Origin of the sequence: Bacteroides salyersiae WAL 10018 = DSM 18765 = JCM 12988, from assembly GCF_000381365.1 — a bacterium.
GTDB lineage: Bacteria > Bacteroidota > Bacteroidia > Bacteroidales > Bacteroidaceae > Bacteroides > Bacteroides salyersiae.
On sequence record NZ_KB905467.1, the window covers coordinates 865,252 to 885,941 of the forward strand.

The following is a 20,690-nucleotide window of genomic DNA, read 5'->3' on the forward strand; positions in this document are numbered from 1 at the left end:
GGTGAATAAGTTATCAGTCTTTTTTTCATCACGTAAGAGTTGGACTCTTCCTTACATTATCTTTTCGGCGATATTTGTCGTCATTCCGTTGCTTCTTATTGTGGTTTATGCATTTACAGATGACAACGGACATCTTACTTTGGAGAACTTTGAGAAGTTCTTTACTCATCATGAAGCAATCAATACCTTTGTATATTCTATCGGAATAGCGATTATTACGACGCTTGTATGTATCCTGTTAGGATATCCCGCTGCGTGGATATTGAGCAATGCGAAACTGAACCGTTCTAAGACATTGGTAGTGCTGTTTATCCTGCCCATGTGGGTCAATATTCTGGTACGTACGTTAGCCACCGTTGCCCTTTTCGATTTTTTCCGAATGCCGTTGGGAGAAGGGGCGTTGATATTCGGTATGGTATACAACTTTATTCCTTTTATGATCTATCCCATCTACAATACACTGCAGAAGATGGATCACAGTTATATAGAGGCAGCACAAGATTTGGGGGCCAATCCGGTACAGGTGTTCTTGAAAGCGGTATTGCCCTTGTCGATGCCGGGAGTGATGAGTGGTATCATGATGGTGTTTATGCCTACCATCTCTACTTTTGCCATTGCCGAGTTGCTGACCATGAACAATATCAAGCTTTTCGGTACCACCATTCAGGAGAATATTAATAATAGCATGTGGAATTACGGTGCGGCCTTATCGCTCATCATGTTGTTGCTGATTGCGGCCACTTCACTGTTCAGTACCGACGATAAGGATCATTCTAACGAAGGAGGAGGATTATGGTAAAGAGGATTTTTGCCCAGGCCTATTTGTGGATATTGCTGTTGTTGCTCTATTCGCCCATCGTGATTATTGTGATTTATTCGTTTACCGAAGCCAAAGTATTGGGAAACTGGACAGGTTTCTCAACTAAACTCTATTCTTCGTTGTTTACCACAGGAACGCATCATTCGTTGATGAATGCATTGATAAATACGGTGACTATCGCTCTGATTGCCGCCACTGCATCTACTTTGTTGGGAAGCATTACTGCTATCGGCATTTTTAACTTGAAGAACCGTGCCCGTAAGACCATTGGTTTCGTAAACAGCATTCCCATTTTGAATGGTGATATCATTACCGGTATTTCATTGTTTCTGCTGTTTGTTTCTTTGGGTATCTCTCAAGGATACACTACGGTGGTGTTGGCACACATCACATTTTGTACGCCTTACGTGGTGCTCAGTGTGCTTCCGCGTCTTAAGCAGATGAATCCGAATTTATATGAGGCAGCGCTCGATTTAGGGGCTACTCCCATGCAGGCTTTGCGCAAGGTGATTTTTCCGGAAATCCGTCCGGGGATGATCAGTGGCTTCATGCTGGCGCTGACACTTTCCATCGATGATTTTGCAGTAACAGTATTTACCATCGGCAATGAGGGGCTGGAAACTCTTTCCACCTATATTTATGCCGATGCCCGAAAGGGCGGATTGACACCGGAGTTGCGCCCTCTTTCCACTATCATTTTTGTAGTGGTGTTGGCTTTACTCATTGTCATCAATCATCGTTCAAGCAAAAAATAATGTAATAATGTGCTAATATGCCAATGTGCCAATTGGCTGCGCTGCAATTGGATGTAATTTGAAGGAATAATCATGCCGCATGGAAATTGGCACATTGGCGTATTGGCACATTAAATAATTATTAATGTTATGAGAAAAATTCTATCTATACTCATTTTAGGAATTCTTTTTGCCAGTTGTTACAATACCGGGGAGCCTCGCAAGAATGTACTGAAGATATACAATTGGGCTGATTATATCGGTGAGGGTGTTTTGGAAGATTTTCAGGTTTATTACAAGGAACAGACCGGAGAAGATATCCGTATTGTCTATCAGACATTCGATATCAACGAAATCATGCTTACCAAGATTGAAAAGGGACATGAGGATTTTGATGTGGTTTGTCCTTCGGAATACATTATCGAACGTATGCTGAAAAAGGATTTGTTGTTGCCCATCGATACTGTTTTTGCCCATTCGCCCGATTATATGAATAATGTGGCGCCTTATATCCGTGAGCAGATTAATAAACTGAGTCAGCCGGGACGCCCTGCCAATCATTATGCTGTGTGCTACATGTGGGGGACGGCAGGAATCCTTTACAATAAGGCTTTCGTGACGGAGCAGGATGTAGATACCTGGGGATGCCTTTGGGATAAGAAGTTTGCCGGTAAAATACTGATGAAAGATGCCTATCGCGATGCATACGGGACAGCGATCATCTACTCTCATGCCAAAGAACTGGCCGAAGGAAAGGTGACCGTAGAGCAGTTGATGAACGATTATTCTCCTCAGGCAATGGCTATTGTGGAGAGATATCTGAAAGCGATGAAACCGAACATTGCCGGCTGGGAAGCAGATTTTGGTAAAGAGATGATGACTAAAAACAAGGCTTGGATAAATATGACCTGGAGCGGAGATGCCATGTGGGCTATCGAAGAAGCCGATGCAGTGGGAGTAGACCTCGATTATGTAGTGCCCGAAGAGGGCAGTAATATATGGTATGACGGTTGGGTGATTCCGAAATATGCACGTAATCCGCAAGCAGCCAGTTATTTTATCAATTTCATGTGTCGGCCTGATATTGCTATTCGCAATATGGATGCCTGCGGATATGTAAGTGCTATTGCTTCTCCCGAAATAATGGAGGAGAAAATCGATACGACCTTGACTTATTATTCCGATCTCAGTTACTTTTTCGGGCCGGATGCCGATAGTATTCAGATAAACCGTATCCAATATCCGGACCGTAGTGTGGTGGAACGTTGTGCCATGATTCGTGATTTTGGTGATAAGACGAAAGACGTACTCGAGATATGGTCACGTATCAAAGGGGATAATCTCGGTGTGGGGATCACGATACTTATTTTTGTGGTGGTCGGCGTAATGAGCGGCTGGATGATTTATAAACGTGTGCAGCGTTATCAGCGTAATAAGTTGCAGAGACGGCGTAGCCGTAGACGACGGAGTCTGAATCATTGAAACGGGCTGTGTTCCGTACTGGAATATACGATACTTAATACTGGAATATACGATGTTCAATACTGGGGGTAACCGTATTTTATCCTAAAATGAATCGTTTTTTCATTCATAGGTATTTAATCTATTTTTTCAATTTTTAATTGACACCCATAACAGCATTTCCCTTATACGAGCGTCTAATAAACAAAGCCAGACGCCGTATGAGGGATTTTTTCATTTATACTATTCTATGTCTATTCTGTTTCGCCCCGGCGGCGGCACAGGAAGTTCCGTTCGAGGGACTCCATCTGGATGATTTGATTTCAATCCCCGGCGAGCGAAAGCCGGGGATTATCAATCATCCTGTTTCTGCCTTTGAATTACCCGGTTTCAAATTGCTTCCTTCCGGTCATGTGCATCTTCTCCGTCATTATCCCGGAATTTCTTTACCTGGTATGCCCCCGGTCCCTTTTCCGGAAAAGAACAATCTCCGGAGTTATTCTTTCTGGCAACCCTTGAAGCGGTTGACAATAAGGGGGGACTACTTCTCTTCAGGAATATTACCGGTAGAAACTTATTCTTCTACTGCGGTTCGCTCGGATGTAGAGGCTCGTTATCGGTTGACGAATAAGTTTTCACTTTATATGTCTACTAACTATCTGTCCGACAGATACCGTACCCCACGTTCCCTCTATACGAAGGGAGCAAGTGCCGGAGTCGCTTATCAATTGTCCGACAGGTTTTTGTTGAAGGCCGGCGCCTCTTATCAATATAATACTGTTCTTCGAAAATGGGAATGGATATACATGACTGGTCTTGTTTTCTGTTTTTGAAGTCTGTTTGTCATCTTTTGAAATCCGTTTGTCACTCTTTTCTGTTTTTTTTGCATTTATTTTTAAAGAATTTACCGATTTCTTTTCTCAATCCCCACTTAATGCCTATATTTACCACGTTTTAAAGATTTCTGATAAGTAAGATACGGTTCCTTTTCAATGTTATTGCAGAGTTATTTATCTCCTTAATAAGACTTCTCTAACAAAATCATTTTATTATTTAAGAATTAATTATTTTTTTCGATGAACATTTTTATTGCAGGATTGAGCTATAACATTAGCGATTCCGATTTAACAGAGTTGTTTGCAGAGTATGGAGAAGTAGCCTCAGCAAGAGTTATTTCTGACAGAGAGACAGGCCGTTCCAAAGGTTATGGTTTCGTAGAGATGGCAGATGAAGAAGCCGGTGATAAGGCGATTGCAGCATTGAACGAAGCAGAAGTAGATGGCAGAAAACTTGCTGTATCTGTAGCTCGCCCTAAAGAAGAATCTGCTCCTCGTCGTAGCTACGGCGGTGGTGGTAATCGTGGCGGTGGCTACGGTGGCGGTAACCGTGGCGGTGGTTACGGTGGCGGTCGTGACAGATATTAATCTGACAAAAAGCGGTAACGCTATGTACGCATAGTAAAAGGGCATCCGGAGAAATATTTCCGGATGCTTTTCTTTTATTGAATACGTCAATCTGCGTCTTCTCCCTTTACTTCTCCTTCCACTCTTCTCAAAGGCCTGGCATCTTCCCTTGATGAGGGGACTCGTTTTATTTCTCCTGATTTTGCTGTAATTCAGCAAGTTCTTGTTATATTTGTGAAATGGGAGAAACACTATCAGACATCGCACTTTATCATGAGCATAGGATAAAGGCGGATACGGACGGTTTGGTGTCCGAACGAACCTGGGATGATTTGAATATGGACGATGTTTTTCTGTCTGCCGATTACACCTCTTCTTGTGTGGGCAGACAGTACCTGTATGATATATTGCATTACAATCGTCCGTCGGCAATAGCCGTTCATGAGGACATATTGCATACGCTTTCTTCCGATACGACATTGCGCGGTGACATTCAGAAGGAATTAAAAAAGTTGAATCATTCGGATGCCTGTTCGATTGCTTCCTTGTTATCGGCAGATCATCCGGTCAGTTCCCGTTCCTTTTATCGGTTGTTGAGAGTCTTGCAATTTGTTCCCGTGCTTTTTTTGGGGTTGTTGTACGTCACTTCTTCCGTCCTGTTTCTTTGGCTGATATTAGTAGGATTGCTGGTGAATCTCATCTTGCATTATCGCAAAAAGACAGAGATGCAGGCATATCTTTTCTCCATTCCGCAGTTGTTGAACCTGCTGAAACAATCGGAAAAGCTGGTCAAACACCCGCTTTGCCTTTCGGTCGATAAAGAGATTACCGGCGTTTTGGCCGATTTAATCTCTTTGAGGAAGCGGCTGGCTTCTTTTCGTATGGGTATTCGTCTGGAAAATGATCTGGTTCTTATTGCCTATTTCTTTACGGAACTGCTGAATATGTTCTTTTTGCTGGAAGCGATTTCTACCTCCCGTGCTTTTTTTCTTTTACAGGGTAAGCAGCAGAAGATAGAACAGGTGTTCCGTTTCTTCGGGTTGGTCGATGTGTTGTGTTCCGTATCGATGTTTCGGGAGTCATTGCCCTATCACTCACTGCCCGGACGTTGCCGTGAGGGTGAATCTTTTCATGTGGCGGATATCTATCATCCGCTTATCGGCCATTGTGTTTCCAATACGGTTACCCTTCATGGCAAGTCTGTGTTGATCACCGGTTCCAATATGTCGGGAAAGACGAGCTTCATCCGTTCGATAGGAGTTTGCCAGCTTGCTGCCGAGGCGTTGAACACCTGCTTTGCGCGCAGTTTCCGTTACCCTTCGGGTATGCGGCTTGCTTCCGCCATTCATATGGAGGATAGTTTGCTGGAAGGAAAGAGTTTTTTCCTGCAAGAGGTGCAGACGATTAAGGAGATGATTGACCTGAGCAGGGAAGGAAATCACCTCTTTTTGCTGGATGAGTTGTTCAAGGGAACGAATACCGTAGAGCGGATTGCCATTGCCAAAGCGGTGCTTTCGGCATTGATACGGCAAAGGAACATCGTATTCGTATCTACCCATGACATCGAACTGGCGTCTTTGCTGAAAGATGAATACGACCTGTATCACTTCTGCGAGAATGTGGAAAACGGAGTCTTGTCTTTTGATTATAAACTGAAACCCGGTCCGGTTACGGAACGTAATGCCATTCGTATTCTGGAAATCTGCGGATACCCGCAGGAAGTAGTGCAGGAAGCATACAGTGCGGTAGGGCAGACCTCTCAACTCTGATTCTATTCCCGCTCACCGGCGGGGGTAAAGGTCATAGTGACTTTCGTATAGCTTTCTACCTGCGATTCTATCGCTATCTTGCCGCCGTATACCGATACGATTTTCATAGACAGGCTGAGGCCGATACCTTGTCCCGCATACTCGCGCGTGTTGCTTGCCCGGTAGAAAGAGTGGAAAATGTGTTGTATCTCTTCTTCCGGAATACCGATTCCATAATCTTTCACTTCTATGACGGGCGCGTTTTCACGAATGCTTAAACTGACATCTACCTGCCCTTTGGAGTACTTCCGGGCATTATCGATTACATTTTGGAAGGCTATGCGCAGCAGATAGAAATTGGCCGTAACGAGAGCATGGCCTTCCGGCACATCGGTATGGAACATCACTTGGGGGTATTGTAGGCATAAGTCGCGTAAAAGCACCACAAGGTCCATCTCTTCCCTTGCGTTTTGCAGGATGTCTTCTTCTTGGCGGGAGAGGAAAAGCAGGTGCTTTATCAGTTGGGTGATGCGCTTGCTTTCGGTAGAGATACGCTGGAGCGAATCGATATACTCTTGGGGGGAACGCTCTTTGAGCAGGGTGATTTCGCACTCGCCCTGAATGGCGGTGAGCGGGTTGTTCAGTTCGTGCGAAGCATTGCTGATGAAAGATTTTTCCGCTTGGAAAGCGGTGTCGATTCTGTCCAGCATTCCGTTCAGCGTGCGGATGAGGTCGTCCAGTTCATCCTTGTTGCCGAATGTTTTCATCCGTATGTTCAGGTTGTTTCCACGGATGCGCTTCAACTCTTTGAGGATGTGTTTCAGGGGATGCAGAATACGGTTGGCATAGATTCTTCCGATGAGGTAGATGAGTCCGCAACTCATCAGCAGCAGGAACAGGGCGAGCAGGAGGATGTGCTTCTGAATGTCGCGTCCGTAATTATTGCTTGCCATGACCAATACGATGAAGTCACCTTCATTGTCGGGATAATGGAGGGCAGCACCCCTCAGATTGCCGTAGACGAACGGAACCGGGAGGTCTTTGAACAGGCGTGCCTGCTGGTTACTGTCGAGGTATTTGTTCAGCGTGTCGTTCACGGCTGCCGACGCACTGTCTATATTCAGCAATATCTCTTGCGCCTGTGGCAACAGTTCGTCATATTTCTGTTGGATTTCGCGGTAGCTGTATTCATCCACCTCATCTTTTTCCCAATGCTTCTGAGCGGTCAGATAGGCTTTTTCTATCAGGTAAGAGTCGTAAAGATGGTTGATGTAGCGGGAGGTGAAAAAGTAGAATACCATGACCACCGCAGCGATTGCCCCTACGGTGATGATGGTATAAAACAATGCTATTCTGGAACCTATCTTCATACGCTGTGCTTTTTCTTTTTATCTGTTACCGGATACCCATGATATAGCCCATTCCCACAACGGTGTGAATGAGCTTCGTGTCGAAATCCTTGTCTATCTTGTTTCTCAGATAGTTCACGTAGACATCTACCACGTTGGTGTTGGTATCGAAGTTCTTGTCCCACACGTCTTTTAGCAAGGTGAGACGGGAAAGGACGATGCCTTGATGGGTCATGAAGTATTCCAGCAGGCGATATTCCTTAACGGTAAGGTCGATGCTGATCTCTCCGCGTTGGGCGCGGCGGGTGTTGCAGTCCAGCACGAGGTCATTGCAGGTCAGTTGCAATGTCGGTGTTTCCCTACCCCGGCGGAGCAGTGCTTTGATGCGGGCTTCGAGTTCCTGAAAGCTGAAAGGCTTTACCAGATAATCATCCGCTCCGGCATCCAGTCCTTTCACTATGTCTTCGGTAGTGCCGAGTGCGGTGAGCATGATGACAGGTGTCTGATATCCTTCCTTCTGCCGGTATTGCCTGCATAAGTCCAGACCGTTTATTCCGGGCATGATGATATCCAGCACTAACAGGTCGAACGCTTCGTGCTGTAATAGTTCCCAGGCGGTGGTGCCATCGTGGGTTACGCTTACCGTATGACCGAATTCATGCAGTCCGCGTTCGATGAACGAGGCTATGTTCCTTTCATCTTCTACCAATAATATCTTTGCCATAACTGGAACAACGTTTTTAAAGTACCGTACAAATATACGAGAATTCACCACAGAATGCCATAGAGTTTCTTAAGTTTAAGGCTTGTATTTGTTTTATTTGTACCAACACACCATTATGGTTACTTGCAAGGCTCGAAAGAAAAACTCTCTGTGCCCTTTCTGTGGTGAATATCTTATTTATAGTTTTCTCTGGTTCAGATTACCTTCCTTGTCATACAGCATCTTCTTGTAAACCATCTCCACAATCAGCGGGAAGATGAACAGGGCAAAGAAAGTAGCGCCTATCAATCCGCCGATAATGACGATTGCCAACGGGCGTTGCGATTCCGAACCGATGCCGTGACTCATGGCTGCCGGCATCAGGCCGATGGCTGCCATGGCTGCCGTCATCACTACGGGGCGGATGCGCGAACGCATACTTGTCTTTATGGCTTCCGGCAATGGCAACCGTGCCTGTATGTTGTGCTTGATGTCCGAAATCATAATCACACCGTTTTGAATACAGATACCGAACAGGGCGATGAACCCGATACCTGCCGATATGGAGAAGTTGAAGTGGGTGATGAGCAGCGCAATAATACCGCCGACGGCTGCAAAGGGTACATTCAGTAATACCAACCCTGCATCCCGTGCATTGGAGAACAGTACGAACAGGATGATAAAGATGATAGCGATACTTACCGGAACGACTTGCGAAAGACGTTTGGTGGCACGTTGCTGATTCTCGAAGTCTCCCGTCCACTTTAGCGTGTATCCTTCGGGCAGGTGTACGGAAGTATTGACCTTCTTTTGCGCTTCGGCCACGGCAGTACCCATGTCCCGACCGCGTACGGAGAATTTCACGGCGCAGAAGCGGGTGTGGTTATCGCGGAATATCAGCAGGGGGCCTGTGATGGTTTTTATCTCCGCCAGTTCCTTGATGGGGATCATTGTCCCGTTCATGGTGGGTACCAGAATCTTGCCTATTTCCTCTTCGTTCTGCCGGTATTCCGGTTTATAGCGTACCATGATGTTGAACTTCCGCTCGTCTTCGTAAAGCAGTGATGCCGATTTTCCTCCGATAGCCATTTCGATGATGGACTGTACATCCTCTTTGGCTACCCCATAGCGTGCCAGACTCTGTTCGTTCAGTTCGATGCGTAGTTCCGGCTGACCGATGTTGCGGATAACTCCGAGGTCTTCGATACCCTGCACGGTGGAGAGTATCTTGTCTATCTGTACCGCAATCTTTTCCGATTTATACAGGTCTTTTCCGAATACTTTCACGGCGATGGAGCCTTTCACGCCCGAAGCCGCTTCCTCCACATTGTCCGTGATGGGCTGGGAGAAGTTAAAGTCGATGCCGGGATATAGCGAAAGGTCGTCCTGCATTTTGTCTATCAGTTGCAGCTTGCTGAGTTTGCTTTCCCAGTCCTTTTCCGGGTAGATGTCTACGTGGAATTCGATGTTGTAGAATCCTGTGGCATCCGTGCCGTCATTGGGGCGTCCGGTTTGTGAGAGCACTTGCCGCACTTCGGGGTATGCCGCTAACTTGCGCCGCATCTGATTGGCGAGCTGTACCGATTCATCCAGCGAGATGCTTTGCGGCAGGGTGGCACGGATGTAGATGGAACCTTCGTTCAGTTGCGGCAGGAACTCTGTGCCCAGCAGGGTGAACATCCACAATCCCACGATGGCGGCGATGCTCGCCAGCCCGATGGATAGCTTGCGATGTGCATAGCATTTGTCGAAGAGGGCACTTGCCTTTTCGTTGATGAAACGGACAAAGAAATTATTCTTTTCGCGTACATTCTTTTTCAGCAGCATGGAAGACATTACGGGTACCAGCGTCAGCGTAAACAGCAGTGCGCCCAACAAAGCGAAACCGAGCGTATAGGCCAACGGTGAGAACATCTTACCCTCTACTTTCTGGAAAGAGAAGATAGGGATAAGCGCCGTGATGATGATCAGTTTGGAGAAGAACACCGCTTTGGCCTTGTCTTTGGCCGTGTGGCGGATGAGTCCCATCTTCGACATGCGGTTGAAGGCAGGCATGCCCACTTCCCGCGCTTTTTTGTCGAGCGCCACGAACACCCCTTCCACCATCACCACAGCACCGTCTATGATAATACCGAAGTCGATGGCGCCCATGGATAGGAGATTGGCCGACATGCCCATGGCCCGCAGGCAGATAAAGGCGAAAAGCAGTGCTAACGGAATGACTACCGCCACTACCACCGTGGTACGCCAGTCGGCCATGAATATCAGTACGATGAAAGTCACTAACAGAATCCCTTCAATCAAGTTATGGGTAACCGTGCGCACGGCAAGGTTTACGAGATTTTCGCGGTCATAGAACGGAACGATTTCCACATCTTTGGGCAGTATGTTCTTGTTTATATCCTCTATTTTAGTCTTTAGGGCGTCGATCACCTCTCCGGGATTTTCTCCCTTTCGCATCACGACGATGCCTTGCACTACATCGTCTTCGTCCATTCTTCCCACTTGTCCCAAGCGTGGCAGGCACGATTCGTGCACATCTGCCAGGTGGCGTACCAGTACGGGCGTACCGTTGATGTTTTTCACTACGATGTTCCGCAGTTCCTCCAGGTCGTTGATGAGGCCGATACCCCGTACCACATATGCCTGCGAGCTTTTCGTGATAACGTCGCCGCCCACGTTGATATTACTGTTGGCAATGGCGTTGTACAGTTCCAGCGCGGTGATGCCATAATTGATCAGTTGGTGCGGGTTGACACTAACCTCAAAAGTCTTCACCTCTCCGCCGAAGCTGACAATATCCGCTACACCCGATACTGCACGGAGGTTACGTTCGATCACCCAGTCCTGAATGGTTTTCAGTTCGCGTACGCTCCGTTTGTCACTGCGCAGGGTGTAGCGGAATATCTCTCCCGTAGGGCCATAGAGGGGCTGTACCTCCGGTGTGATCCCTTCCGGCAGGTCGGCGTCGTTCAGCAGGTTGTATACTTGCTGGCGGGCGGTGAAGTCGTCCACTTGATCTTCAAACATCACATTGATCACCGATAGCCCGAAGAGGGTGGTAGAGCGGATATCCGTTTTCTTCTGCACCGGATTCATGGCTATCTCGATGGGGATGGTGATGAACTTCTCCACCTCTTCGGCGCTTCGTCCCGGCCATTGGGTGATGATGGTGACCTTCGTGTTCGTCACATCCGGAAAGGCGTCGATCGGTGTATGCTTAAAGGACACGACTCCGGCGATAACGGCTATCGTGGTACAGAAAAAGATAAAAAACTTGTTCTTCAGTGAGAAGGCTACAATGTTATCGATAAACTTGTGCATCGTCTGTTCCTCCCTTTAATCTGCATTCAGTGCGTTATACACTAACAATACGTTTTTGTTCAGAATCCGGTCTCCTTCCTGTACCCCCGATGAGAGATAACACTCCTTGCTCAGTTGCCGGTATACTTCCACCTCTTTTACGGCGAGTTTGCCGTCGGCATCCACCGTCACTACAAAGTTCTTTCCGTTTTCAAACACGAGGGCGTGCAAGTCGATGCGGGGCAGTTGCTTGTCGGACGATCTGCTGATTACGGATACGTTGGTGAACATGCCCGGTTTCAGCAGGTAGTTTTCGTTGGTGAGCTTCACACGCACGTTCATCGTTTTACTTTCGTCGTTCAGCATGTTGTACACCTTGTCTATCTTTCCGGTGAACTCTTTGCCGGGGTAGGCGAGGGTGGTAATCCGTACCGGAGCGTTCTCGTGCACCTTGCTGATGTTGCTTTCGTATACATCCGCCATCACCCACACGTTTTCCAGTCCGGAAATGACGAACATCTCATCGTTCTGGTCGGAACGTATCTGCATCTCCTTATTGATATTCTTTTCGACGATGAAACCCGATACCGGCGCTTTCACTATATAAAGGGATTTGCCGGCAAGGTGGTAGATGGAGAATATTTCCGTGATTCTCTTCTCTTCCGCTTCGGCATTGCTCAGTTCCTGGCGTGCTTGCAGCACATCGCGTTCCGATGCCATGCCGGATGCGAACATATCCTGCACGGATTGCAGGTTGCGCCGGGCGATGATGAGCTGTTGTTCGGCTTCTTTTTTCTGTTTCTCATAATCGGCTACCTCACCGCTCCGGATGACGGCAAGTATATCGCCTTTGCGCACATGGTCGCCGATTTCGGCAGAAACCTCGGTCACCGTTCCCCCGAAGATGGGGAATACGCGTGCCACTTGTTCCTGATTGAAAGTGACCCTGCCGTTAAGCGTCAACTCATCGGCCACTTCATGTATGTGTACGGTGTCCACCGATACTACGTTTTGTAAACTGTCTGTAAGAAAAAGTTCCCGGGTTGTTTCTTGGGGAGCTTCTGTTTGTCCGCCACAAGCACTTAATAGCGCAGCGCAGAGGCAGGCGGGTAGTAGAATGCGATTCATATTGAGTTTAATAGTTAAATACGGTTTGTCCGACAATTGTGTTTAAATTCTCCATAGCGAGGAATACCTCTTTTTTCAGTTCGTGCAGTTGCAGGCAGGTTTCTTTGTAACTTTGGTAATAGTCGATGAACTCGAGCATGCTGATGTTCCTTTTCCGGAAGTTCTCGTTCACCCCTTCGATGAGACGGCCGAAGTTATGTTCCAGTTCATCGTTGGACGAGCGGTACAGTTCCGCTGCTTTCTGCAATCGGATATAGGCGGCATGCAGCTCCATACGTGCTTTCTCTATGGCGTATTCCTCTTCCTTGCCATTTTGTTGTATGTCGAGTTTGGCCGATTTGATGTTTCCTTGATTACGGTTGAAGATGGGTACGGAGATGCTGGCTCCTATGGCGAAGTAGTTATCAATAAAGTTTCCCGCCCGGTCGTACATCCCTTTGATGGAGAACTCCGGTGCGGCCAGCGACCGTTGTAGTTTCAGGTTTGCCTGAGCGGCTGTGACATTGGCATGAGCCATTTTCAGATCGGGACGGACGGAAAGCATCCGGCTCATATCCGTGAAAGAGACCGTTGCCGCATCCACCTGCTTCAGAATTTCATCATCCAGCAGTAATGTTACCTCTTGACCCGTAGGAAGGCTCAACAGCAGGTTTAATTCGCCGTGCAGGCCGATGAGATTGTTTTCCAGTTCGTTCTTCTCTTTACGGAGCGATAACAGTAAGGATTCCAATCGTGAACTCTCCAGCAGCGAGATGTTTCCTTTGCTCTGTTGCTCTTTAGTTGCCTGCATCAGCAGTCCGAGGGATTCTATCTCTTTGTCGTATATCCCGATCGAGCGGGTGGAGAAGCAGATTTCTACAAAAGTCCGGTTCAGTTCGCTGCGCAAAGTACGCAATACCTCTTCAAACTGATATTCGGCTATCTCCTTGTTTACCCTTTCCAGCCGTACCCGTTTGTTGCGTTGTCCGGCCAGGTTAATCACCTGCTCTATTTCGGCAGTGGCTTCCCCCTCTTTCCCCATATCGAAGTATTTGCCGTTCAGTCGGTTGTACACGTTTTGTTCCAATGAGATGACGGGGTTTTCGAATAATCGTGCCTGCGTTACTTGCGCCTGAGCCATATCGATGTTGTATCTTTCGGCAATCAGTGACAGGTTGCGTTCCAGAAATATCTTTTCCGCATCTTTCAGTGATAATTGTAAAGCCGTAGTTTCCTGTGCATGCAGAAATCCGTAAACGGATGAGAACAATAAAATAATAATCAGCCTTTTCATTCTTACTTTTAATTTTGGGGCAAAAGTAAAACTCTCCTTCCGGAAGGCATTCCGAAGGGGATTATAATACACTCAGACGAGATTAGAAAGTGATTAGAGAGCTTTAGAAGCTGCCTAGATTTTGCTCAAAATAAGCTGATAAAAACTTTTAAGAGAAAATTTAAACAGGTCGCTAGGTCAGGCTTTGTGTGGATAACAATATAGGTGGCGGGACACTACATATATTGGTGGATGACATTACATTTATTGTTATTTCTTTTATATGTAATGGTACAGGAAAGAAATTTGTTTTTGTTCCTCTTTTGTAATATCATTCCTGACAGGTACATAATTGTTGAAAAAGCAAATATAAAATTTCTCGAGAATTGGCGATGAGGTTGATTGTGTTTCTTTGCTATTTGTGTAATCGCTTGTTGTAGAGTGATATATGAGTGATTCTTCGGTCGTTGTAAAAGTATGCTCTTTTTCTTGTGTTAACTGTATACTTCTGCCGTATAGGAGTATACAGTTTTGTAGGGGAATGATATATACTTTTAGATAGCCAATCTTTATTGTTAATTTTGAATGTTAATAATGGGTTTTCTTTTTAACAGTCTATCTTCTTTTGATAATTTGAATATGGTTAATTGTATTGATGGGGGTGTACGATACATATCCGAAATTACGGATTTATATGTAATAGAACTTATATTGAATAAATAATAAAAGCATTCTTTTCTTTATCTTTGTGATTTAAAAAGTTTAATAGATGTATTACGACAAAATCTGTCACTGGTACAGTCTGGTTTTTGCTTTTACAGGGCTAATTCCTGTAGAGTGCGATACGTTACTGATAACTACCAAATACCATTTATAGTGAAAATTGTATTTACTGGATAATTACTTTTACTTAAGAATATGCCTGTTATTGAAATATCTTCTTTATCTCATCCTGGAGTTGAGATGTTCTGTACTCTTACCGAGGCTCAATTGCGTAATCGTATCGAGCCTGACAAGGGTATTTTTATCGTGGAAAGCCCGAAGGTCATCATTAGAGCTTTGGATGCCGGTTATGAACCCTTAGCCATTTTGTGTGAGTATAAGCATATCACCGGTGATGCCTCCGACATTATTAAACGTTGCGAAAATGTGCCTGTCTATACGGGCAATAGGGAATTACTTGCTACACTGACCGGCTACGTTCTGACACGTGGTGTTCTTTGTGCTATGCGTCGCCCCGCAATACGCAGTATGAAAGAAGTATGCCGGGAAGCCCGGCGCATCGTCGTGATCGATGGTGTTGTTGATGCTACCAACATTGGAGCTATTTTCCGTTCGGCGGCCGCTCTCGGAATAGATGCTGTATTGCTGACACGCAATTCTTGTGACCCATTGAATCGTCGTGCAGTCAGGGTATCGATGGGGGCAGTTTTCCTTGTTCCATGGACTTGGTTGGACGGTTCTCTTAGGGATTTGGGTAAATTGGGATTCCGCACGGCTGCCATGGCACTCACGGATCATTCTATTTCCATTGATAATCCTGCTTTGGCTTCTGAGTCCAAATTAGCTATCGTGATGGGTACTGAAGGTGACGGTCTCTCACCTGAAACGATTGCCGAAGCTGATTATGTAGTCCGTATCCCTATGTCGCATGGGGTCGATTCGCTCAATGTGGCTGCTGCGGCTGCCGTCGCTTTTTGGGAGCTTCGTGATACACGGTTCAAAGATTAGTATGCATTAGCGATACCGTTGTTTAGGCTGGATGAACTTTGTCCGGACATTAATGTATACACTTCTATTTTGTAATACAGGTTCTTTGATTGTGGAAAGAGAAAAGCATTTTCTTGAAAAGATTGAAAGTAAATAGAAAATAAGTACCTTTGTTGTTATAGAAAAGGAGAGGAATATGGGCAATAAAATTTATCCTATCGGTATTCAGAGTTTCGAGAAGATTCGTAAAGACGGTTATTTTTATATTGATAAGACAGCGTTGGTTTATCAATTGGCAAAAACGGGTTGTTATTACTTTTTGAATCGTCCCCGTCGTTTCGGTAAAAGCCTGCTTATCTCTACTTTGGAAGCTTACTTTCAAGGAAAGCAGGAATTATTTGAGGGACTGGCGATCGATAAGTTGGAAAAGGATTGGATAAAATACCCTATACTGCACTTGGATCTTAATATTGGAAAATATGATGCTCCGGAAAGTCTGAATCAGATATTGAACGATCATTTGACGCATTGGGAAGAATTATATGGAAGCCGCCCGTCTGAGGTTTCTCTTGCTTTGCGTTTTGCCGGTATCATTCAACGCGCTTGTGAGCAAACCGGACAACGGACCGTGATTCTGGTAGATGAATATGACAAGCCTATGTTGCAGGCTATTGGTAATCCGGAATTGCAGGAAAACTATCGTAATGCCTTAAAGCCTTTTTATGGGGCTTTGAAAAGTAAGGATGGGTATATTAAATTTGCGATGCTGACGGGAGTCACTAAATTTGGTAAGATAAGCGTATTCAGTGATCTGAATAATCTGGATGACATATCTATGCGTGAGCCTTATGTGGATTTGTGTGGAATATCCGAAGAGGAAATTCATGCGAATTTGGAAACAGAACTGCATGAATTGGCAGTGGCCCAAAAAATGACCTACGAACAGGCTTGTGCTAAGTTGGAAGAGTGCTATGATGGCTACCATTTTGTGGAAGATACAATTGGTATTTACAATCCGTTCAGCTTGCTTAATACGTTTAAGTATAATAAATTCAGTAATTATTGGTTTGAAACAGGTACGCCTACTTATCTGGTGAAACTTCTGAAACGACATCATTATAATTTGGAACGTATGGCAGATGTAGAGACGGATGCCGATGTGTTGAATAGCATTGATTCGGAATCTACTAATCCCATTCCGGTTATCTATCAGAGCGGCTATCTTACTATTAAGGAGTATGACTCTCGTTTTGGTATCTATCGATTAGGTTTCCCAAACCGTGAAGTAGAAGAAGGATTCATGCGTTTTCTGCTTCCTTACTATGCCAAAACTACTAAAGTGGAAGCCCCGTTTGAGATTCAGAAATTTGTTCGTGAAGTGGAATCCGGTGATTACGATTCTTTCTTTCGCCGTCTGCAAAGCTTTTTTGCCGATACTACTTATGAGATTATCCGCGAACAGGAATTACACTATCAGAATGTTCTTTTCATCGTTTTCAAGTTGATAGGCTTTTACACGAAAGTGGAATATCGTACCAGTGAGGGGCGTATAGACTTAGTTCTCCAGACCGATAATTTTATTTATGTCATGGAATTCAAATTGGATGGAACTGCCGAAGAAGCGTTGCAACAAATTAATGAAAAGCATTATATACAGCCTTTTCAGACAGATAGCCGTAAATTATTCAAGATAGGAGTGAATTTTAGCGGAAAGACACGGAACATAGAACGGTGGATCGTAGAAGAATAGATAAGTGCAGGTATTTTCTTTGTTTGAAGAATACCTGCACTGTTTAAGTTCGTATCAGCGATTTACCTAATGCTTACCTTTTCCGTCTACGAACATTGACAGGAATGAATTATAGTCCTGTCTTTTTTGCAATAAAGAATGTATAACCGTAGAAATCTTTATACTTACGATACAGTTCTTCTTCAAAGGATTGAAGTGCACTGAATTCTTCGGCAATTTTATTTCTTGCATATTTCTCGAGGAAAATCTTCTGTGCTGGAATTTTTAGCGCAAGATAATGTTCCGTCCAGCAAGTGGCAGGTAGAATAAATGTGGCGACGGGAAGATACCCTGCTTTGTGTATCTTGACCACTTGATTGGGGATCGTATCTATTTCCGGATACGCATCCACCCAGAAGTCATTGATTTCCGCAGGCCGTTCGTCGGTAAACCACGAACTTTCGGAAACAGCAATATATCCTCCTTTCTTCAAATACTTGCGCCACTCATTCAGTCCCCGTTCGAACCCGATATTATAGATGGCTCCTTCCGACCAGATCAAGTCTAATTCCTCGCTCTGAAAGGGAAGGTTGTCCATTGAACCGACAATACCTTTCACTCTATTTTGCAAACCGAGGTGTTTGGCATTACGATTGAATATATCGATAAAGTCGGGAAATAAATCGAGTCCGGTGATCTGTCCCTGTAACTGCCGAGCCAATACCATTGTCTGACCGCCTGTGCCGCACCCGATATCGGCGATGAGGGATTTGTCGGTGAGATCGTCTATGAAGCTTAATGCTTTTAGGGTTACTTCGGGGCTTCCGGGCCCTTGCCGTTCCATATTGGAAAAAAAGTCGCAGATTAACTTTAGTTCGAAATCGTGAATGGTTTTATTTTCGTTACTCATTGTCTTAATGTATTTTGCATACACAGCGAAGCATCACAAAGCTTTCGCCATTGTATGCAGATTAAAAATTGAAATTATAAGGGTATAAAAATCACTCCCGAAAAGAATGATCCGAGAGCATACGAAAGGACAATCTGTACGTGAAACACAGATTGTTTACAACACCAAATCCGATTTAATAGTCTTTGTCATGCGGCAAAGGTACATAAAAACGAGGTAAAACCAAATTTTAACCCTATAAGTTGGATACTCTCAAGAAATATATGATGAATAAAGCAATTAAAATTTTATATATACTTCTATCGATGGATGTAAAATTTTCCACTACATTTGTATATAGTATTTAAAAAACTAATGGTATGAAAAACAGAGTGTATTTTATTATTGTTTTTATCTTTTTTTCTTGTGTCTCTTATTCTGCAAACGTAGAATGGATGAAAGGATATGTTGTGACCAACGAATCTGATACTATTTATGGGGAATTGGGTTATCGTGATGGTACAGGAGACTGGAAAGAATGCTTTTATCGTCAGCAGGGAGAGGTAGAATATAAAGTTTATTCTCCGGAACAGATTACTGCTTATGGTTATGAATCAGGGCTTCTCTTTGTCTCTGAAGATATAAAACTATTCAAAATAAAGCAACGTGTTTTTGTTCAGTCGCTTCTTTCTGGTATAATAGATCTTTATTATTTGGATGTAAAAAAATGTACGGATTTTCCCAAGGGTTATGCTGCATATATTGTAAAAGAGGCTTCCGGAATAATGATGGAGTTGTCTGATCCTTCTAAATCTGACAATAGAGACATCATAAGGCGACAGAATAAAGCTAAATTGAATTATTTGTTTTCGGATTATCCTCAATTACAGAAAAGCATAAATAAAATAGATTCAGATAGAGATCAATGGATAGCATTGTTTCAGAAATATCATGATATTATTTGTAATGAATCTGTTTGCACTAATTATGAGGAAAAGAAGGTGGCTTCCCGTTGCTTTTTAACTCCTTATATAATAGGGAATTATTGTAAGGTGGGTTTTAATAACTTCGTTGATAGGAATAGCTTTGCGCCTGGAATAGGAGTTGCTTTTTCCAGAAGTATGAGTAAATATACAGATCGAAATTTAATTCATGTTGGATTGGAGTTTTCCGGAATCTCTATATCTTCACATGAAGAAGGCTCAGAACAAATGGATTTTTCTACGTTATCTTTTATAAATTACTATACTTATGAGAATCGTTTTACACTTGACAAAGTAGCTCCATTGTTGGAAGTGGGATTTTTTCATGGTCTACAATTTGCGTGTAAGAATAAATTAGAGAGCCACTATGATTATGCTAATGAAGTAGACTATAATAAATACTATTATGGTATTACTTTGGGGGCAGGTATAGCTATTAAAGTGAGAAAAACTTGGATTCCTGTGAAGCTCCAATATAGATATTACTTTTGGGGTACAAAAGTATTAGAGGGAGTTTCTCTTCAGAAAATTAATGGTGTTTCTTTATCTATTGGATATGATTTTAAATTGTAACCTATGGTGCCAATTTTATGTTTTATATTTTAAGATAGCATCATTTTTATTTGTATCGTGTTACGGGATATATGGCAAATTTGCTTTATATTCGCGTAATATATAATAAAAGAAGAATGAAGCAATCATTTAATTTATTCTCGAAATACCAATACCTTTTCTTTGATCTGGATGGTACCGTTACCGACCCTATGCAGGGTATTACCCGTTCCGTAGCTTATGCTTTGAATCATTTTGGCATTGTTGTGAATGATCTCCGGGAACTATGTCCTTTCATAGGTCCTCCATTGAAGGATTCTTTTATAGAGTTTTATCAGTTTATGGAAGTGCAGGCAGAAGAGGCGGTGAAGAAATACCGGGAACGATATTCGGAAACAGGACTTTATGAGAATGAAGTGTATCCGGGTATGGCCGAACTTCTGGAACAAGCTCGGCGAAAAGGATATCAGTTGATGATGGCTACTTCTAAACCGGATGTTTTTGCCGGGCTTATTCTGAAACATTTTCATTTGGACGGTTATTTTTCCTTTGTGGGTGGTAGCGGATTGGATGGTTCGCGGCATACGAAGGCGGACGTGATAGAGTATGTGATACGTGAGAATGGAATTACGGACTTAAGTAAGGTAGTGATGATTGGCGACCGGAAACATGATATAATAGGTGCGAAAGCGGTAGGCATTGATTCTATCGGTGTGCTGTATGGATATGGTGACCGGGAGGAGCTGATGACGGCCGGAGCAGATTATATTGTAGAGGATATCGAGGAATTGATGTCTTTACTTTAATCATATTCTATTTTTTCATTTCTTTCGTCCCGCACAGATATGCAAAGATAATTGGATGAGGATATAAAAACGGTAAAAGCCCGTCGGGTTGCATGCATAGATAGTGCTGCCAGACGGGCT

General features: G+C 44.2%; 16 protein-coding genes. 10 read left to right on the forward strand and 6 right to left on the reverse strand.

The genetic code is table 11. The features are described from left to right. Position 1 precedes the first annotated feature (1 nt). The 6 genes from HMPREF1532_RS14895 to HMPREF1532_RS14920 all read left to right on the forward strand — a co-directional run bounded on the left by HMPREF1532_RS14895 (position 2) and on the right by HMPREF1532_RS14920 (position 6,187). Positions 2-799: an ABC transporter permease gene (locus HMPREF1532_RS14895; protein ID WP_005931197.1), complete on the forward strand. Its 798-nt coding sequence runs from the start codon at positions 2-4 to the stop codon at positions 797-799. Then, positions 793-1,575: an ABC transporter permease gene (locus tag HMPREF1532_RS14900; RefSeq protein ID WP_005931200.1), complete on the forward strand. Its 783-nt coding sequence runs from the start codon at positions 793-795 to the stop codon at positions 1,573-1,575. Before HMPREF1532_RS14895 ends, HMPREF1532_RS14900 begins: the two co-directional genes overlap by 7 nt. 129 nt (positions 1,576-1,704) lie before the next feature. Then, positions 1,705-3,036: an ABC transporter substrate-binding protein gene (locus HMPREF1532_RS14905; RefSeq protein WP_005931203.1), complete on the forward strand. Its 1,332-nt coding sequence runs from the start codon at positions 1,705-1,707 to the stop codon at positions 3,034-3,036. Positions 3,037-3,236: 200 nt separating this feature from the next. Next, the gene (locus tag HMPREF1532_RS14910; protein ID WP_005931207.1) at positions 3,237-3,848 is read left to right on the forward strand and encodes a porin family protein; all 612 of its coding nucleotides are present in this window, start codon (positions 3,237-3,239) and stop codon (positions 3,846-3,848) included. A gap of 243 nt (positions 3,849-4,091) precedes the next feature. After that, a complete protein-coding gene (locus tag HMPREF1532_RS14915) occupies positions 4,092-4,439 on the forward strand; it encodes an RNA recognition motif domain-containing protein (RefSeq protein WP_005931209.1) in 348 nt (115 codons plus the stop codon). Between the two features lie 218 nt (positions 4,440-4,657). Continuing rightward, positions 4,658-6,187 (forward strand): MutS-related protein, encoded by a 1,530-nt coding sequence (locus HMPREF1532_RS14920; protein WP_005931211.1) that lies wholly within the window; start codon positions 4,658-4,660, stop codon positions 6,185-6,187. Between the two features lie 2 nt (positions 6,188-6,189). Here the strand turns inward: HMPREF1532_RS14920 and HMPREF1532_RS14925 are convergent, their stop codons facing one another. The 5 genes from HMPREF1532_RS14925 to HMPREF1532_RS14945 all read right to left on the reverse strand — a co-directional run bounded on the left by HMPREF1532_RS14925 (position 6,190) and on the right by HMPREF1532_RS14945 (position 13,922). Beyond that, the gene (locus HMPREF1532_RS14925) at positions 6,190-7,536 is read right to left on the reverse strand and encodes a sensor histidine kinase (protein WP_005931213.1); all 1,347 of its coding nucleotides are present in this window, start codon (positions 7,534-7,536) and stop codon (positions 6,190-6,192) included. A 25-nt stretch (positions 7,537-7,561) separates the two neighbouring features. Next, entirely contained in the window at positions 7,562-8,239 is a 678-nt protein-coding gene (locus tag HMPREF1532_RS14930) for a response regulator transcription factor (RefSeq protein ID WP_005931216.1), read from the reverse strand. 177 nt (positions 8,240-8,416) lie between these two features. Beyond that, positions 8,417-11,542, reverse strand: coding sequence for an efflux RND transporter permease subunit (locus HMPREF1532_RS14935; RefSeq protein WP_005931219.1), 3,126 nt, complete (start codon positions 11,540-11,542; stop codon positions 8,417-8,419). A 15-nt stretch (positions 11,543-11,557) separates the two neighbouring features. Next, entirely contained in the window at positions 11,558-12,649 is a 1,092-nt protein-coding gene (locus HMPREF1532_RS14940) for an efflux RND transporter periplasmic adaptor subunit (protein WP_005931221.1), read from the reverse strand. 7 nt (positions 12,650-12,656) lie between these two features. Next, positions 12,657-13,922 (reverse strand): TolC family protein, encoded by a 1,266-nt coding sequence (locus tag HMPREF1532_RS14945; RefSeq protein ID WP_005931224.1) that lies wholly within the window; start codon positions 13,920-13,922, stop codon positions 12,657-12,659. A gap of 897 nt (positions 13,923-14,819) precedes the next feature. Here HMPREF1532_RS14945 and HMPREF1532_RS14950 point away from each other — a divergent pair. Together HMPREF1532_RS14950 and HMPREF1532_RS14955 are read left to right on the forward strand one after the other, a co-directional pair. Further along, positions 14,820-15,632: a TrmH family RNA methyltransferase gene (locus HMPREF1532_RS14950; RefSeq protein ID WP_005931232.1), complete on the forward strand. Its 813-nt coding sequence runs from the start codon at positions 14,820-14,822 to the stop codon at positions 15,630-15,632. 175 nt (positions 15,633-15,807) lie between these two features. Further along, positions 15,808-17,361 (forward strand): ATP-binding protein, encoded by a 1,554-nt coding sequence (locus HMPREF1532_RS14955; RefSeq protein WP_005931235.1) that lies wholly within the window; start codon positions 15,808-15,810, stop codon positions 17,359-17,361. A gap of 109 nt (positions 17,362-17,470) precedes the next feature. Here HMPREF1532_RS14955 and HMPREF1532_RS14960 read toward each other — a convergent pair whose 3' ends face one another. Continuing rightward, positions 17,471-18,250 carry a class I SAM-dependent methyltransferase gene (locus HMPREF1532_RS14960; protein ID WP_005931238.1) on the reverse strand — a complete coding sequence of 260 codons (780 nt, stop codon included), beginning with the start codon at positions 18,248-18,250 and terminating at the stop codon, positions 17,471-17,473. Positions 18,251-18,609: 359 nt separating this feature from the next. Here HMPREF1532_RS14960 and HMPREF1532_RS14965 point away from each other — a divergent pair, with 359 nt between their 5' ends. Together HMPREF1532_RS14965 and HMPREF1532_RS14970 are read left to right on the forward strand one after the other, a co-directional pair. Beyond that, positions 18,610-19,785, forward strand: a complete 1,176-nt coding sequence (locus tag HMPREF1532_RS14965) for a hypothetical protein (RefSeq protein ID WP_005931241.1) — start codon at positions 18,610-18,612, stop codon at positions 19,783-19,785. A 116-nt stretch (positions 19,786-19,901) separates the two neighbouring features. Continuing rightward, a complete protein-coding gene (locus HMPREF1532_RS14970; RefSeq protein ID WP_005931243.1) occupies positions 19,902-20,570 on the forward strand; it encodes an HAD family hydrolase in 669 nt (222 codons plus the stop codon). The last annotated feature ends 120 nt before the right edge of the window (positions 20,571-20,690 follow it).

Bases quoted from the DNA above. Each gene is read 5' to 3' on its own strand.
- HMPREF1532_RS14965 (WP_005931241.1), top strand. From the start codon at position 18,610: ATGAAAAACAGAGTGTATTTTATTATTGTTTTTATCTTTTTTTCTTGT.
- HMPREF1532_RS14920 (WP_005931211.1), top strand. From the start codon at position 4,658: ATGGGAGAAACACTATCAGACATCGCACTTTATCATGAGCATAGGATA.
- HMPREF1532_RS14945 (WP_005931224.1), bottom strand. From the start codon at position 13,922: ATGAAAAGGCTGATTATTATTTTATTGTTCTCATCCGTTTACGGATTT.
- HMPREF1532_RS14905 (WP_005931203.1), top strand. From the start codon at position 1,705: ATGAGAAAAATTCTATCTATACTCATTTTAGGAATTCTTTTTGCCAGT.
- HMPREF1532_RS14935 (WP_005931219.1), bottom strand. From the start codon at position 11,542: ATGCACAAGTTTATCGATAACATTGTAGCCTTCTCACTGAAGAACAAG.
- HMPREF1532_RS14900 (WP_005931200.1), top strand. From the start codon at position 793: ATGGTAAAGAGGATTTTTGCCCAGGCCTATTTGTGGATATTGCTGTTG.
- HMPREF1532_RS14970 (WP_005931243.1), top strand. From the start codon at position 19,902: ATGAAGCAATCATTTAATTTATTCTCGAAATACCAATACCTTTTCTTT.
- HMPREF1532_RS14930 (WP_005931216.1), bottom strand. From the start codon at position 8,239: ATGGCAAAGATATTATTGGTAGAAGATGAAAGGAACATAGCCTCGTTC.
- HMPREF1532_RS14960 (WP_005931238.1), bottom strand. From the start codon at position 18,250: ATGAGTAACGAAAATAAAACCATTCACGATTTCGAACTAAAGTTAATC.
- HMPREF1532_RS14955 (WP_005931235.1), top strand. From the start codon at position 15,808: ATGGGCAATAAAATTTATCCTATCGGTATTCAGAGTTTCGAGAAGATT.
- HMPREF1532_RS14910 (WP_005931207.1), top strand. From the start codon at position 3,237: ATGAGGGATTTTTTCATTTATACTATTCTATGTCTATTCTGTTTCGCC.
- HMPREF1532_RS14940 (WP_005931221.1), bottom strand. From the start codon at position 12,649: ATGAATCGCATTCTACTACCCGCCTGCCTCTGCGCTGCGCTATTAAGT.
- HMPREF1532_RS14925 (WP_005931213.1), bottom strand. From the start codon at position 7,536: ATGAAGATAGGTTCCAGAATAGCATTGTTTTATACCATCATCACCGTA.
- HMPREF1532_RS14950 (WP_005931232.1), top strand. From the start codon at position 14,820: ATGCCTGTTATTGAAATATCTTCTTTATCTCATCCTGGAGTTGAGATG.
- HMPREF1532_RS14915 (WP_005931209.1), top strand. From the start codon at position 4,092: ATGAACATTTTTATTGCAGGATTGAGCTATAACATTAGCGATTCCGAT.